The organism is Cupriavidus sp. 05T41 (assembly GCF_056396525.1).
Map to the genome: position 1 here is coordinate 1 of NZ_JBFTLQ010000050.1, position 14,038 is coordinate 14,038.

General features: G+C 65.7%; 12 protein-coding genes. 9 read left to right on the forward strand and 3 right to left on the reverse strand.

All coding sequences use genetic code 11. The annotated features are described in order from the left end of the window. Positions 1-52 precede the first annotated feature (52 nt). Together AC1DKV_RS25735 and AC1DKV_RS25740 are read right to left on the reverse strand one after the other, a co-directional pair. The gene (locus AC1DKV_RS25735; RefSeq protein ID WP_477138316.1) at positions 53-1,627 is read right to left on the reverse strand and encodes a sensor histidine kinase N-terminal domain-containing protein; all 1,575 of its coding nucleotides are present in this window, start codon (positions 1,625-1,627) and stop codon (positions 53-55) included. A gap of 82 nt (positions 1,628-1,709) precedes the next feature. Further along, a complete protein-coding gene (locus AC1DKV_RS25740) occupies positions 1,710-2,396 on the reverse strand; it encodes a response regulator (RefSeq protein WP_441621457.1) in 687 nt (228 codons plus the stop codon). 274 nt (positions 2,397-2,670) lie between these two features. Between AC1DKV_RS25740 and recA the strand changes: the two genes are divergently transcribed. The 9 genes from recA (at position 2,671) to AC1DKV_RS25785 (ending at position 13,392) form a co-directional block, all read left to right on the forward strand. After that, positions 2,671-3,738, forward strand: coding sequence for a recombinase RecA (gene recA / locus AC1DKV_RS25745; RefSeq protein ID WP_441643541.1), 1,068 nt, complete (start codon positions 2,671-2,673; stop codon positions 3,736-3,738). A 112-nt stretch (positions 3,739-3,850) separates the two neighbouring features. Beyond that, positions 3,851-4,318 (forward strand): recombination regulator RecX, encoded by a 468-nt coding sequence (gene recX, locus AC1DKV_RS25750; protein ID WP_441621461.1) that lies wholly within the window; start codon positions 3,851-3,853, stop codon positions 4,316-4,318. Positions 4,319-4,666: 348 nt separating this feature from the next. Continuing rightward, entirely contained in the window at positions 4,667-5,341 is a 675-nt protein-coding gene (locus AC1DKV_RS25755; RefSeq protein ID WP_441621463.1) for a DUF2889 domain-containing protein, read from the forward strand. 68 nt (positions 5,342-5,409) lie between these two features. After that, a complete protein-coding gene (gene sucC / locus AC1DKV_RS25760) occupies positions 5,410-6,576 on the forward strand; it encodes an ADP-forming succinate--CoA ligase subunit beta (RefSeq protein WP_441621464.1) in 1,167 nt (388 codons plus the stop codon). Between the two features lie 90 nt (positions 6,577-6,666). After that, positions 6,667-7,548, forward strand: coding sequence for a succinate--CoA ligase subunit alpha (sucD, locus tag AC1DKV_RS25765; RefSeq protein ID WP_441621466.1), 882 nt, complete (start codon positions 6,667-6,669; stop codon positions 7,546-7,548). Between the two features lie 334 nt (positions 7,549-7,882). Next, positions 7,883-8,578, forward strand: a complete 696-nt coding sequence (locus AC1DKV_RS25770) for a TerC family protein (protein ID WP_441621468.1) — start codon at positions 7,883-7,885, stop codon at positions 8,576-8,578. A 375-nt stretch (positions 8,579-8,953) separates the two neighbouring features. Continuing rightward, positions 8,954-9,397 (forward strand): pilin, encoded by a 444-nt coding sequence (locus AC1DKV_RS25775; protein WP_441621535.1) that lies wholly within the window; start codon positions 8,954-8,956, stop codon positions 9,395-9,397. Between the two features lie 174 nt (positions 9,398-9,571). Next, the gene (locus AC1DKV_RS25780; RefSeq protein ID WP_441621470.1) at positions 9,572-11,359 is read left to right on the forward strand and encodes a PglL family O-oligosaccharyltransferase; all 1,788 of its coding nucleotides are present in this window, start codon (positions 9,572-9,574) and stop codon (positions 11,357-11,359) included. A gap of 134 nt (positions 11,360-11,493) precedes the next feature. Beyond that, the gene (locus tag AC1DKV_RS25785; protein ID WP_441621472.1) at positions 11,494-13,392 is read left to right on the forward strand and encodes a PglL family O-oligosaccharyltransferase; all 1,899 of its coding nucleotides are present in this window, start codon (positions 11,494-11,496) and stop codon (positions 13,390-13,392) included. A gap of 66 nt (positions 13,393-13,458) precedes the next feature. On the opposite strand, the gene AC1DKV_RS25790 is transcribed toward AC1DKV_RS25785, so the two are convergent. After that, positions 13,459-13,992: a hypothetical protein gene (locus AC1DKV_RS25790; RefSeq protein WP_441621473.1), complete on the reverse strand. Its 534-nt coding sequence runs from the start codon at positions 13,990-13,992 to the stop codon at positions 13,459-13,461. Between the last annotated feature and the right edge of the window lie 46 nt (positions 13,993-14,038).

Below are 14,038 nucleotides of genomic sequence, written 5' to 3' on the forward strand. Positions count from 1 at the left end.
GAACCGGGCTGGCCTGCCGCGGCGCGCGGGCCGGGCGGGCGGGCGGCGCCGCTCATGCCGTATCTCCGGCGACGGGCCGGCGCAGCGTGATGCGGAAGCAGGCGCCGGCCAGGCGCGGCTCGGACTGGTAGACGTTGTCGACGATGCTGACATCGCCGCCGTGCTGCTGCACGATCTCGCGCACGATGGCCAGGCCCAGGCCGCTGCCCTGGGTCTGCGTGCCCAGCACGCGGTAGAAGCGCTCCATCACGCGCTCGCGCTCGGCCACCGGGATGCCCGGGCCGGTGTCCTCCACCTCGAGGTAGGCGAACGGTTCGAAGGCGTCCGCCCTTGCGCGCACGGTGGCGTGGCCGCCCGCGGGGGTGTAGCGGATCGCGTTGTCGATCAGGTTGTTCAGCATTTCAGTGAGCATCAGGCGGTTGCCCTGCACCATGACGGGATGATCGTCGGCGTCGACGCCGAGATCGATGCTGCGGGCCCAGGCCTGCGGCAGCCAGTCCTTGACCACCTCGCGCGCCAGCGCGCCCAGGTCCAGCGGCGCCATGCTGCCGGCACCGGCCAGGTTCTCCGTGCGCGCCAGCGACAGCAGCTGCGTCACCAGGTGGGCCGTGCGTTCCGAGCTGCCGGCGATCTGCGCCAGCGACTTGCGCAATTCCTCGGGCGACTGTTCGCGCTGCGCCAGTTCGGCCTGCATGCGCAGCCCGGCCAGCGGGGTCTTCATCTGGTGCGCGGCATCGGCGATAAAGCGCTTCTGTGTCTGCACCGACATGTCCAGGCGCGCCAGCAGGTCGTTGAAGGACGCCACCAGCGGCGTGATCTCCTGCGGCGCGGCGTGCTCGTCGATGGGGCTGGTATCGCCGGGATTGCGCGCGCGGATGCGTTGCTGGATCGCGGTCAGCGGCGCCAGCCCGCGCGTCAGGCCGAACCACACCAGCACCACCGCGAGCGGCAGGATCACGAACTGCGGCAGGATCACGCCCTTGATGATCTCGTTGGCCAGGCGCGCGCGCTTGTCCAGGGTCTCGCCCACCTGCACCAGCACCGGCTGCGTGTCGCCGCCGTGCTTGAGATCGACATAGGTGTAGGCGACGCGCACGTCGTTGCCGGCCACCCGGTCGTCGCGCAGCGACACCAGCCCGGCGTGGCCGCGGTCGTCCTCGCTGGGCAGCGGCAGGTCGTTGTCGCCGGCCACGAACTCGCCGTGCGTGCCGACTACCTGGTAGTAGATGTTGTCGCTCTCGTCGGCACGCAGGATCTCGCGCGCGGACAGCGGCAGCTGCAGCGTGACGCGCCCGTTGACCTCGCGCACCTGCTGCGAGAGCACGATGGCGCTGGCTTCCAGCGAGCGGTCGAACGGGCCGTTGGCGATGGATTTGGCCACCAGGTAGGTCACCGCGATGCTCATCGGCCAGAGCAGCAGCAGCGGGGCCAGCATCCAGTCCAGGATCTCGCCGAACAGCGAGCGCGGGGACGGATGGCCGGCGCTGTCCTCAAGGTGCGGCAGGGCTTCGGCCAGCGCTTCGTCGGCGACGCCGGCATCCGGCGAGGCGGATCCGTCCGGGGACGATGCGGGCGGCTCGGGCCGTGCGGCCCGCGCGCGCCGCCGGGGCAGTCGCAGCAGGCTCATGAGACGGGAGTAGGGTGGTCCGGAGTGGCCGGAGTGGCGTAACCAGGGTAAGCAGGGGAAGGCAAGGCGCGGATGGTGTCTCCTAGCCGTGGACCGCGGCAGCCTGGAATTTCTCCAGGCAATAGCCCAGGCCGCGAACCGTGGCGATGCGGATGCCGCCCACCTCGATCTTCTTGCGCAGCCGGTGCACGTAGACTTCGATGGCGTTGTTGCTGACCTCCTCGCCCCATTCGCACAGGTGGTCCACCAGTTGCTCCTTCGATACCAGCCGCCCGGTGCGGGTCAGCAGGATTTCCAGCAGCCCCACCTCGCGCGCGGAAAGGTCCAGCATCTGTTCGTTCAGGTAGGCGATGCGGCCGACCTGGTCGAAGGCGAGCGGCCCGTGCCGCGTCAGCGTGGCACCGCCGCCGGACCCGCGCCGCACCAGCGCGCGCACGCGTGCCTCCAGCTCGGACAGGGCAAAGGGCTTGGCCATGTAGTCGTCGGCGCCCAGGTCCAGTCCCTTGACGCGCTCGTCCACGCCGTCGGCCGCGGTCAGGATCAGCACCGGCACCATGGCGCCGCGCGCGCGCAGGCGCTTGAGCACTTCCAGGCCGGGCATGCGCGGCAGGCCGAGGTCGAGGATCAGCAGGTCGAAGGTCTGGGTGGACAGCGCCGAATCGGCCTCCACCCCGCTGGCGACATGATCTACGGCATAGCCGGAGTGGCGCAGGGAGCGCGTGAGGCCGTCGGCCAGCACATCGTCATCTTCGGCGATCAGAATACGCATGGTTGTCTCCACCCAGGCTCGGCTTTGGCGCACCTTTTGTGACCCGTCGTTGCCAGGTGACGCGGGTGGGGCTTGCCAAGCATACTGTTTTTTTATACAGTACCCGCTTGTTCCGGTCGCGCTTTGCGCGGGCCGGCATTTACCGGATTACTAGCCGCCTCTTTTACGCGCAAGTCGCGTGGCGAGTTGCGCGGCGCGGGGCGGGCGCAAGCCCGCAAAAGCAGGCAGCGCGCCACATGCGGCCTATTTATACACCATTGATGGAAGGACGACCATGGATGACGGCAAGAAGGCGAGTGCTGGCGTGAACGCCGAAAAGCAGAAGGCGCTGGCGGCCGCGCTGGCCCAGATCGAGAAGCAGTTCGGCAAGGGCTCGATCATGAAACTGGGCGAAGCCGACATCGATCAGGATATCCAGGTCGTGTCCACCGGCTCGCTGGGCCTGGACATCGCGCTGGGCGTCGGCGGCCTGCCGCGCGGCCGCGTGGTGGAAATCTACGGTCCGGAATCCTCGGGCAAGACCACGCTGACGCTGCAGGTGGTGGCCGAGATGCAGAAGCTGGGCGGCACCTGCGCCTTTATCGACGCCGAGCACGCACTCGACGTCAACTATGCCGGCAAGCTGGGCGTGTCCGTGGGTGATCTGCTGATCTCCCAGCCCGACACCGGCGAGCAGGCGCTGGAAATCACCGACGCGCTGGTGCGCTCCGGCTCGGTCGACCTGATCGTCATCGACTCGGTGGCGGCACTGGTGCCCAAGGCCGAAATCGAAGGCGAGATGGGCGATTCGCTGCCCGGCCTGCAGGCCCGCCTGATGAGCCAGGCGCTGCGCAAGCTGACCGGCACCATCAAGCGCACCAACTGCCTGGTGATCTTCATCAACCAGATCCGCATGAAGATCGGTGTGATGTTCGGTTCGCCCGAAACCACCACCGGCGGTAACGCGCTGAAGTTCTACGCGTCGGTCCGCCTCGATATCCGCCGCATCGGCTCGATCAAGAAGGGCGACGACGTGATCGGCAACGAAACCAAGGTCAAGGTGGTCAAGAACAAGGTCTCGCCGCCGTTCCGCGAGGCGTTCTTCGACATCCTCTATGGCCAGGGCATCTCGCGCCAGGGCGAAATCATCGATCTCGGCGTGGATGCCAAGGTCGTCGAGAAGTCGGGCGCCTGGTACAGCTACAAGGGCGAGAAGATCGGCCAGGGCAAGGACAATGCGCGCGAATACCTGCGCGAGAATCCCGATATCGCCGACGAGATCGAGAACAAGGTGCGCGAATCGCTGGGCGTGGTGCTGATGAACGGCACGCCTGCCGCCGCGGTCACTGCCGCCGAGGCCTGAGCGCAGCCGGCCGGGGCAATCCCGGCCGCGATCCGAGCCTGACCGGGGCGGCACGTGCGACAGCGCGCGCCGCCCCGGTGTCATTTGGTGTGCATTCGCGACGTCTTTCTTCATGGCCACCCGTCCCCCTCTCTCCCTCAAGGCCCGCGCGGTCGGCTACCTGTCGCGCCGCGAGCACAGCCGCACGGAGCTGGCTCGCAAGCTGGCCCCGCACGCGGAGTCCCCGGAAGCCCTGGAGCAATTGCTGGACGCGCTCGAGCGCGAGAACTGGCTGTCCAATGCGCGCTTCGTCGACAGCCTGGTGCACCGCCGCGCCAGCCGCTACGGTGCCGCCCGCGTCATGCAGGAGGCTCGCACCCACCAGCTCGGCAGCGATCAGCTGGCCGACCTGCAGGAGCGCCTGCGCGATTCCGAGCTGGAGCGGGGCCGCGCGGTCTGGCAGAAGCGCTTCGGCGCCCCGCCGGCCACGCCGGAAGAGCGGGCAAGGCAGATCCGCTTCCTGGTGGCCCGCGGTTTCTCCCGCTCGGTGGTCAGCCGCATCATCAAGGGCGCGGACGAGTGGCTGGACGGCGGCGACTGAGGTGGGCCGCCGCGGGTCGTGGCGTGTCCCTGCGCGACGTGACGCACCCGCAATATCATGCACCGGCACGGGGCGCATACCTGCGTTGCAAGTAGGCGTATTCGCGCCGCGCGCAGCCTGGCCGCGCGGGCCGCATGACCGCCTCGGGGCGCGCTTTCCCGCACCGCAGCAGGCGATCCGCCGCCCGACAATCGCCTCCAACAGCACCGCGTGCAGTTAGTTCCCGGCCAAAGTTGTCCGTCATGTTAAAATCCTGCGGTTTTCCGGCCCAGCCGCCCCCAAAAGCAGTCCTTTGGTCGTTCGTAGCTGTTCATTAGCCGTCCGTTCCCCCCGCTCCAGCCTGCTGTCATGCCGCTTTCCCCGCCCGTCAACCGCTCCCTGCGCCATCGTCGTGCCATCACGGCCGAGGCCTATCTTAGGGACGATGGCCTGTGGGATATCGAAGCGCGCCTGACCGACACCAAGCCGCGTGCGATCCCGCTGGCCGGCGGCGGCGTGCGCCCGGTGGGCGAGCCCCTGCATGACCTGTGGCTGCGCGTCACGATCGACGTGCGCATGAATGTGGTGGACGCCGATGCCTGTTCTGACTGGGTGCCTTACCCCGGGCAGTGCGACACCATCGGCCCGGCCTACCGCAAGCTCATCGGCCTGAACCTGATGAAGGGCTTCCGCAAGGCGGTGCGCGAACGTCTGTCCGGCGTGGCCGGCTGCACCCACCTGACCGAGCTGGCCGGCGTGCTGCCGACCACCGCGATCCAGGCCTTTGCCGGCGACGTCATCAATATTCGCGACGCCGGCGCCGAAGACACCAATCCCGAACCCCCTTACCAGTTGCACGGCTGCCATGCCCTGCATTTCGAAGGTGAGGTGGTGCGCCAGTTTTACCCGCGCTGGTATGGTCACCAGCCGAAGCCGAGGATCAGGACCGAAGGGTCCCCGACCCCGGCGGCGCAGCCAGCGGAGGCGCTCGCCGCCGCCGAAGGCGGCGCCGTATCCCGCAGGCCTACCGGCACGTCCGGCTAAGTCGCACGGCCTGCAAAACGCCGAGATTCCATCTCTACACTTTTACGCCTACCCGAAAGGAAACACGCATGAATATCCATGAGTACCAAGGCAAGGAAATCCTGCGCAAATACAATGTGCCGGTTCCGCGCGGCATCCCCGCGTTCTCGGTCGAAGAGGCCCTGAAGGCTGCTGAGCAACTGGGCGGCCCGGTCTGGGTCGTCAAGGCGCAGATCCACGCGGGCGGCCGCGGCAAGGGTGGCGGCGTGAAGGTGGCCAAGAGCATCGACGATGTGAAGACCTACGCCAGCAACATCCTGGGCATGACCCTGGTCACGCACCAGACCGGCCCGGAAGGCAAGAAGGTCAACCGCCTGCTGGTCGAAGAAGGCGCTGACATCAAGAAGGAACTCTACGTCAGCCTGGTGGTGGACCGCGTTTCGCAGAAGGTGGCCCTGATGGCTTCCAGCGAAGGCGGCATGGACATCGAAGAAGTCGCTGCCCACAGCCCGGAAAAGATCCACACGCTGATCATCGATCCGGCAACCGGCCTGGCCGATGCCGACGCTGACGACATCGCCCGCAAGATCGGCGTGCCCGACGCGAGCGTGGCGCAAGCCCGCCAGGCCCTGCAAGGCCTGTACAAGGCATTCTGGGACACCGATGCTTCGCTGGCCGAAATCAACCCGCTGATCCTGACCGGCGACGGTAAGGTGATCGCGCTCGACGCCAAGTTCAACTTCGACTCCAACGCCCTGTTCCGTCACCCGGAAATCGTCGCCTATCGCGACCTGGACGAAGAAGATCCGGCTGAAATCGAAGCTTCGAAGTTCGACCTGGCCTACATCTCGCTGGACGGCAACATCGGCTGCCTGGTGAACGGCGCCGGCCTGGCCATGGCCACCATGGACACCATCAAGCTGTTCGGCGGCGAGCCGGCCAACTTCCTCGACGTGGGCGGCGGTGCCACCACCGAGAAGGTGACCGAAGCGTTCAAGCTGATGCTGAAGAACCCGAACCTGAAGGCCATCCTGGTCAACATCTTCGGCGGCATCATGCGTTGCGACGTGATTGCCGAAGGCGTGATCGCTGCGTCGAAGGCCGTGTCGCTGTCCGTGCCGCTGGTCGTGCGCATGAAGGGTACCAACGAGGAAATCGGCAAGAAGATGCTGGCCGACTCGGGCCTGCCCATCATTGCTGCCGACACCATGGAAGAAGCCGCCCAGAAGGTGGTGGCTGCGGCCGCGGGCAAGTAAGCCAAGACGCACGAACGCCAACAAAACGCGACGCGAGCAGCGCGCCGGGCCAGGCCCCGCGCTGCTTGGAGCCAAGCAAAGGATTACAGCATGTCGATTCTGATTAACAAAGACACCAAGGTCATCACCCAGGGCATCACCGGCAAGACCGGCCAGTTCCACACCCGTGGCTGCCGCGACTATGCCAACGGCAAGAACTGCTTCGTGGCCGGCGTGAACCCGAAGAAGGCCGGCGAAGACTTCGAAGGCATTCCCATCTACGCCAGCGTGAAGGACGCCAAGGACTCCACCGGCGCCACCGTTTCCGTGATCTACGTGCCGCCCGCAGGCGCCGCCGCCGCGATCTGGGAAGCCGTCGACGCTGACCTGGACCTGGTGGTCTGCATCACCGAAGGCATCCCCGTGCGCGACATGATGGAGCTCAAGGACAAGATGCGTAAGGGCAACAAGAAGACCTTGCTGCTCGGACCGAACTGCCCTGGCCTGATCACGCCGGACGAAATCAAGATCGGCATCATGCCGGGCCATATCCACCGCAAGGGCCGCATCGGCGTGGTGTCGCGCTCGGGCACGCTGACCTATGAAGCCGTGGGCCAGCTGACCGCGCTGGGCCTGGGCCAGTCGTCGGCAGTGGGCATCGGTGGCGACCCCATCAATGGCCTGAAGCACATCGACATCATGAAGATGTTCAACGACGATCCCGAAACGGACGCCGTGGTCATGATCGGCGAAATCGGCGGTCCGGACGAAGCCAACGCCGCCGAGTGGATCAAGGACAACATGAAGAAGCCGGTGGTTGGCTTCATCGCTGGCGTGACCGCGCCTCCGGGCAAGCGCATGGGCCACGCCGGCGCGCTGATCTCGGGCGGTGCCGACACGGCGCAAGCCAAGCTGGAAATCATGGAAGCCTGCGGTATCAAGGTCACCAAGAATCCGTCGGAAATGGGCCGCCTGCTGAAGTCGATCCTGTAATCGCCGCTTTCTGGTGATATCTGGCGGACCCCGCCCGAGGGCGGGAGATTTGCCGGTGCCGGGGTGGCCTGCCTGAACGCAGGTGCGCCGCCGGCCCTCGATGCCCCCGCCTTCGCGCGGGGGCGCGTCATTCTGGGACGCCAGGAACCTAGGGTATCTCCCGAGGCTGGCGAACTGGCGATTGAAACCGAATCGAAAGCTTGATACGGTAAATCTCATGTCTGAAGACTCAGACATCCGAATTCCGTCATCATCGGCTGGACGTCGTCGGTTGGATCGCCCGTCGCCATGCGGCGTTCGAATCATAATTTAAGAAAACTCGAGGAGCTTTACCGTGGAACTGCTGTCCTCCACCGCGTTCTGGATCGCGCTGGGATCCATCATCCTGACCAATATCGTGCTCTCCGGCGACAACGCCGTGGTGATCGCGCTCGCATCCCGCAACCTGCCGCCCGCCCAGCAGAAGAAAGCGATCTTCTGGGGCAGCGCCGCCGCCATCATCATGCGGGTGGTGCTCACGGTTGCCGCGGTCAAGCTGCTCAGCCTGCCTTACCTCAAGATCGTCGGCGCCTTGCTGCTGGTCTATATCGGCGTGCAACTGCTGACCGGCGAAGACGACGAAGACGGCCATTCGGCCAAGGACAATATCTGGGCCGCGATCCGCACCATCCTGATCGCCGACCTGGTGATGTCGCTCGATAACGTGGTGGCCGTGGCCGCCGCGGCGCAGAAGGGACCGGAAGGCAGCCAGCTGATGCTGCTGGTGCTCGGCCTGGGCCTGTCCATCCCCCTGATCGTGTTCGGCAGCACCATCCTGCTCAAGGTCATGGACCGCTTTCCCGTCATCATCGTGCTGGGCGCCGCGCTGCTGGGCTACCTGGCCGGCGAAATGCTGGTGAGCGATCCCGTGGACGCCGCCTGGTTCGAGATGCACGTGCCGCATGCGCACCTTGTGTTCGGCATCATCGGTGCGGCGCTGGTGGTGTTGGTCGGCAAGCTGCTGCAGAAACGCGCGGCGCAGCCAGCCTGACGGCATGACGTATTGAAGCGGAGCCGTCCGGATCGGACGGCTCCGTGAACGGACGGTGCACCTTGCTGCACTACCGGACGGGTGGCCCAGGGGCCACCCGTTTCGTTTTCCGCCGCACCGCCGCGGCCCGGGAATTCAGTGCGGTTTCGCACAGAGTTAAACAGGATTTTGTGTTTACTGACTGTCCGCGTCATCTTAAGTGACAAAATTTGCGCCGTATCAAGGCTCGGAACACTCCGAAGTGGCGAAAATTGTCACTCGCCGACGAAGCCACCGGGGTTTGCGGCGCTGGCACGCTAAGTGCTAAAGGATTTACAGCATCACATGAAACAAAATGTTTCTATCTGTATCCAAAATTCCTTCGAGGGGTCAATCATGCAAAAACGGGTTCAACTGAAGAAACTGGGCCGCCGTGTCCAGAAGGGTTTCACCCTGATCGAACTGATGATCGTTGTGGCGATCATCGGTATCCTGGCTGCGATTGCGATTCCGCAATATCAGCAATACACGCAAAAGGCGAAGTTCTCCGAAGTCATCAATACTGCGGAGTCGTACAAGACCGCTGTGGGTGTCTGCGTCCAGGAAACCAGCAGCGCGACGGGCTGCAGTGCTAACTCCAATGGTATTCCGCAGATTCCGACTACGCTGCCCGGTAACGTTCAGGCATTGACTGTTACAGACGGCGTCGTGACGGCGACTGGCACGGCCGCGGCCGGTGGTTATGTTTTTGCGGTTTCGCCGGTAATTGACAACGGTGTTCTCAAGTGGGCTCATGTCGCCGGTACCGATACCTGCTTCGCCGCGAATTATTGCAAGTAATTGCTGCATCTCCTGCCGCGCCGCGATTACGCAATGCGCGGCAGGTGAAGGAAAGGCGCCTCAGGGCGCCTTTTTTTATGGATCCAGGGAGTGTGCAAACTCTGCGCCTCAGTCTTCTCCGGTGCAGCCTGTGGCGCGCGTGAGAGCTGTTTTCCTGACATCGGAACCAATGCCGTGAAAGCCAGATCTGGGCCGCTGCGCCTCTCGATTACGCTGGTGATGACGTTCGCCCTGTGGACGGTCCCATACCTGATAGCGCCACATCCCCTTCCGATTCCATCCTTCTATGCCGAGTCGCTGGCCATTGCTGCGGCAATGACCATTTGTCTGCTTGCATTCTCTATGGAGGCAGGTCGTGGAGGGGCTTCCAGGGTGGCCGCTGTCGCCGTGGCACCAATTGCCTTTGCCGCCGTGTTGATTGTCCAACTGGCGGCGATTCGGCTCGAGCGGCCCGTGGCCTCTTATCTGGCGATCTTCTTTTGCATCGCTGCCGCACTGACGATCCAGGCCGGATGCTGGCTGTCCCTGGACCGGCGGCGAGCGGAACTGATCCTGCATGTCTGTGCAGTTGGGTGCGTGATTGGTGGCATCATCTCCAGCGGCATGGCTTGGATGCAGGCTTTTGGCCTGGAGCGGTACCTCGCGCCGTGGGTTGTCGCATTGCCCTTTGAAGAGGGGCGCAGGCCTTTCGCCAACCTCCTGCAGGCAAACCATCTTGCCACCCTCGCTGCGCTGGCCGTGGCCAGCGCGCTTTACCTGTGGTGCGGGCGCCTGATCGGCAGGGCCACCTTAGGGGCCTCGCTTGTCGTGCTGAGCATTGGCATCGCGCTGACCGTATCGCGCACCCCGATACTGCAGGCCGTCGTGGTTGGCGCAGGCGCCGCCGCAACGGCGCTTTCGGCCACGAGAGGCAGGCCGGGGAGAGCCGACTGGGTGCGTGCGGCGGTCCTGGGGGCCTTGCCGCTTCTGGTACTGATTGCGGCGATGGCGCTCGTGTCTTTGCTCAATCAATCCCTTGAACTTCATCTGGCCTCGACTACCGAACGCCTGGCGAGAGAGTTGCACGTGTCGCCGCGTCTCGCGCTATGGCGCTATGCGCTGGAAATTGCGCGCGAGCATCCGCTGCTTGGGGTTGGCTGGGGCGAGTATATGCGGGCGCAATATCTCATTGCTGATCGTCTCGGACCTGTCGTCGTTGCCGATAATGCGCACAATATCGTGCTGGATCTGCTTGCCAAGACAGGCATTGCGGGGGCGCTTGCCGTGCTGGTGCCATGCGTCCTGTGGGCCTGGCGTTGCGCGCAAGCCGTGCGCGCAGGCCGCGAGGCTTCGCAACGTATCTATTGCCTCACCATGGTTACGGTGGTCGCGGTGCATGCCATGCTGGAATTCCCGCAAACCTATGCCTTTTTCCTGTTGCCGGTTTGCCTGCTGCTTGGCATGGCGGAAACCTCGGTTTGGCAAAGCGCCTCCGGCAGGCTTCTGTCAGTCCTGAGTCTGTTTTCGCTCGGCGGCGTGCTGTTCGGGCTTGTCGCGGGTGGTTTCGACTATCAGAATGCGAGGGCTGTTTACGAGGGCCAGGCTGCCAGGAACTACACGCTGAATCCGTCACTGATCTTCGGCGACTGGGGACAGCGCGGGCTCGTTGGCGGAATTCCTCTGACCACAGATATGCTCCGGGAAAAGATCGCCCTTCACGAGAGCGCCTTGGACGTGGCTGCTTCACCCAAGTACATCCGCCGCTACACAGTCCTTCTCGCGCTGGACCGTCGGCCGGAGGAGGCGCTTCTACAGGTCAAGCGCCTCAGGAATCTTTCGGGCACGGAATTCGATGCGCACTATGCGTGGCTGATCGCCATGTGCGATAACCAAAAATCCCTGCTGAGTGGATTCAAGTCGCAGTTGCTCAGCCTCTATGGAGAGCCAAAAGTGCATGCCGAGGTGGTGGCCGCGGGCAGTTGAGCAAAACGGATCATTCCCCTGATTTGCATCCCCGCCCTACATCCTCAAGAAAAAGCGCCTCCGGGCGCTTTTTCTTTTCCCGCCCCCCAAGCTATCATCCGCCTTTTGCCAACCGGCATCACAAGGCATCCCGCATGCTGTCCTCCCGGTCAGCCATTCCCCTCAGCTTCCTCGCCGCCACGCTCGTCGTGCCGCTGCTGGTTTCCCGGCATACGCTTCCGCTCGCCACCTTCTACGGCGAATGGACTTCCGCGCTGCTGTTCGCCGTCGCCGTCATCATTCTGGGCGCCGTAACGCCCCGGCAAGCCGCCGGTTACGGCTATGGTTACCAGGCGGGGCCAGCCCAGCTTCCCTGGATCCTCCTCTTCCCCCTCTGGCTGATCGCTACCGGCATCGTGCAGGGGCTCGCCGGCATGGAAGATGTGTCCGGCAGCCGCCTGGTGACGGAACTGGTGCTCGCGCTTGCAGCGGCTGTGATGTGGGCGGCGTGGCGACAGGGGCGGACCGCATCATCGGCCGAGCGGCAGGCAATGGTCGATACGCTGGCCATCGCGTGGCTGGTGGCGGGACTGCTGGGCGCCGTGGCGCAGTGGGTCCAGGTGTTCGGGCTGGAGCCCGACACAGTGGGGCTGGTATCCACCTACTTCTATGACGACAACCGCCGCCTGTGGGGCAATCTGAACCAGCCCAATCACCAGGCCACGGTCGAGGGCCTGGCGCTGGCGGCGGCGGTGTGGCTGGCGGCGCGCGGCCGCTTGCGGGCGCCGGCCTGGCTGGCCGCGGCGGTGCTGCTGGTGAGTGGCATCGTGCTGTCCGGTTCGCGCACCGGGGTGCTGCACGTGGGGCTGGCCGCGGCTTACGCGCTGGTGATGGCGTGGATGGCGCGCGGGCAGGGCGCAGGCGGCGGCATGATGCGGCGTGCGCGTCCGGGCGGCAACAATCCGATGCGCCGTCCCGCGGGACTCGTGTTTGCCGCCGTGGCGATGGTGGTGACGCTGCTGATCCTCCAGCCCGCGATCAAGAGTGCGGGACAGGCAATGGGCTGGCGGCTGTTCGATACGGTGGCGCAACTGCAGGGCGCGGACCAGTTGTCGTGGCGGGGCGCGATGTGGACCCACGCGTGGGCCATGTTCCGCTCGCATCCGTGGCTGGGCGTGAGCTGGGGTGAGTTCGGCTGGGCGCAGTTTGCCCAGATGGAGCAGGTGGGCGTGAAGGTGGAGATGTCCCTCCATGCCCACAACGCCTTGCTGGACCTGCTGGCCAAGACCGGCCTGGTCGGGACGGCCGGCGTGATGTTGTCGCTGCTGGCCTGGCTATGGCGCGTTGCGTACCGTCGCCTTTGGCGCGGCGACGCGAAGGAGCGGGCGCAGACGGTCCTGGTGCTGACCTGGCTGGCGATGCTGTGCGCGCATTCCATGCTGGAGTATCCGCTGCATTACCTGTACTTCCTGCTGCCGTTCTGTTTCATGCTGGCCTGGCTGGAGCCGTCCGGCTTCGGCCGCATGCGTTTGCCGCGCGCGGCCGCCGTGCTGGCCGGGCTCGTGTATGCGGGCGTGGCGGCCGTTGTCCTCACGACCATGTGGCAGGACTTCCGCCGCGCCGAGGCGCGCGAATATGCCCGCGCCGAGCGCCGCGCCGCGCTGCCGATGCCGCAGCGCTGGTTCCGCCAGGCCGCCGCTTCCGACGCCGCCGAGGATGCGGTCATCACGCCGGCGAACGCGGCGCGGCTGCTCGGGCCGCATATCGCCGCCGTACACCTGCTGCCCACGCCGACGATGATCGCGCGCACCGCCTGGCTGCTGGCGCTGACCGGCGATCCCGCGCAGGGCCGCGCCTGGCTGGAGCGCCTGCGTTTCTACTATGCCGGTGACGAAGCGCACCAGTTTGCCGAACTGGCCCACGCCTGTTCCGAGGTGGACGCGGCCGCGCGGCCGCAGGCGTTCTGCGACTGGGTGCAGTCGCGCAGCCAGGCGATGCCCGGGCATGGGCAGGCGCACGATGCCCAGGACGATGCGGAGGACGACCCCGAATAGACACATCCCGCGCCGCGCGGCATCAGGCCTGCGCGGGCACGGGATGCGGGACTGGCTGGCCGGTCGCTACTGCGGAACGTAGCCCGGGGGCGGAGGCGGATAGTAGTAGGTCGGCGCTGCCGGCCGCGGGGCCGACGACACCATCTGGCCATAGACCGGCACGCGGTGGCCGCTGGCGTACATGCATTGCACATAGGCCGCGTCGTACTGGCGCTGGCTGCCATAGCCGGCATATTGCGCGTTGCCCGCACCAACCGCGGCGCCGGTCAGCAGGCCCACGCCCGCACCTACCGCCGCGCCCGCTCCGCCGTTGAAGGCCGCGCCCGCCGCCGCGCCCAGCGCCGTGCCCACCGCGGCGCTGCCGACCGCGCTGGTGGTGGCGGCCTGGTTGGCGGTCACGCCGCCGACCTGCCCGAAGGCGAACTGGCGGCAACCATAGTCGTCGGCGCGGAACTGGTCGAAGTTCTTGCCCGTGCCCGGCAGCACCATCACGCTGGGGCCACTGGGCATCACGGCGCAGCCGGCCAGCACCAGGGCGGCCAAAGGCAGGGCCAGCAAGACGGGGCGTTTGGCCAAAGCTGGACGGATCAACGTTTTCATCTCTGCACCTCGGTACCTCGGTCAGCAAATCGTCAGTCAAGAAAAC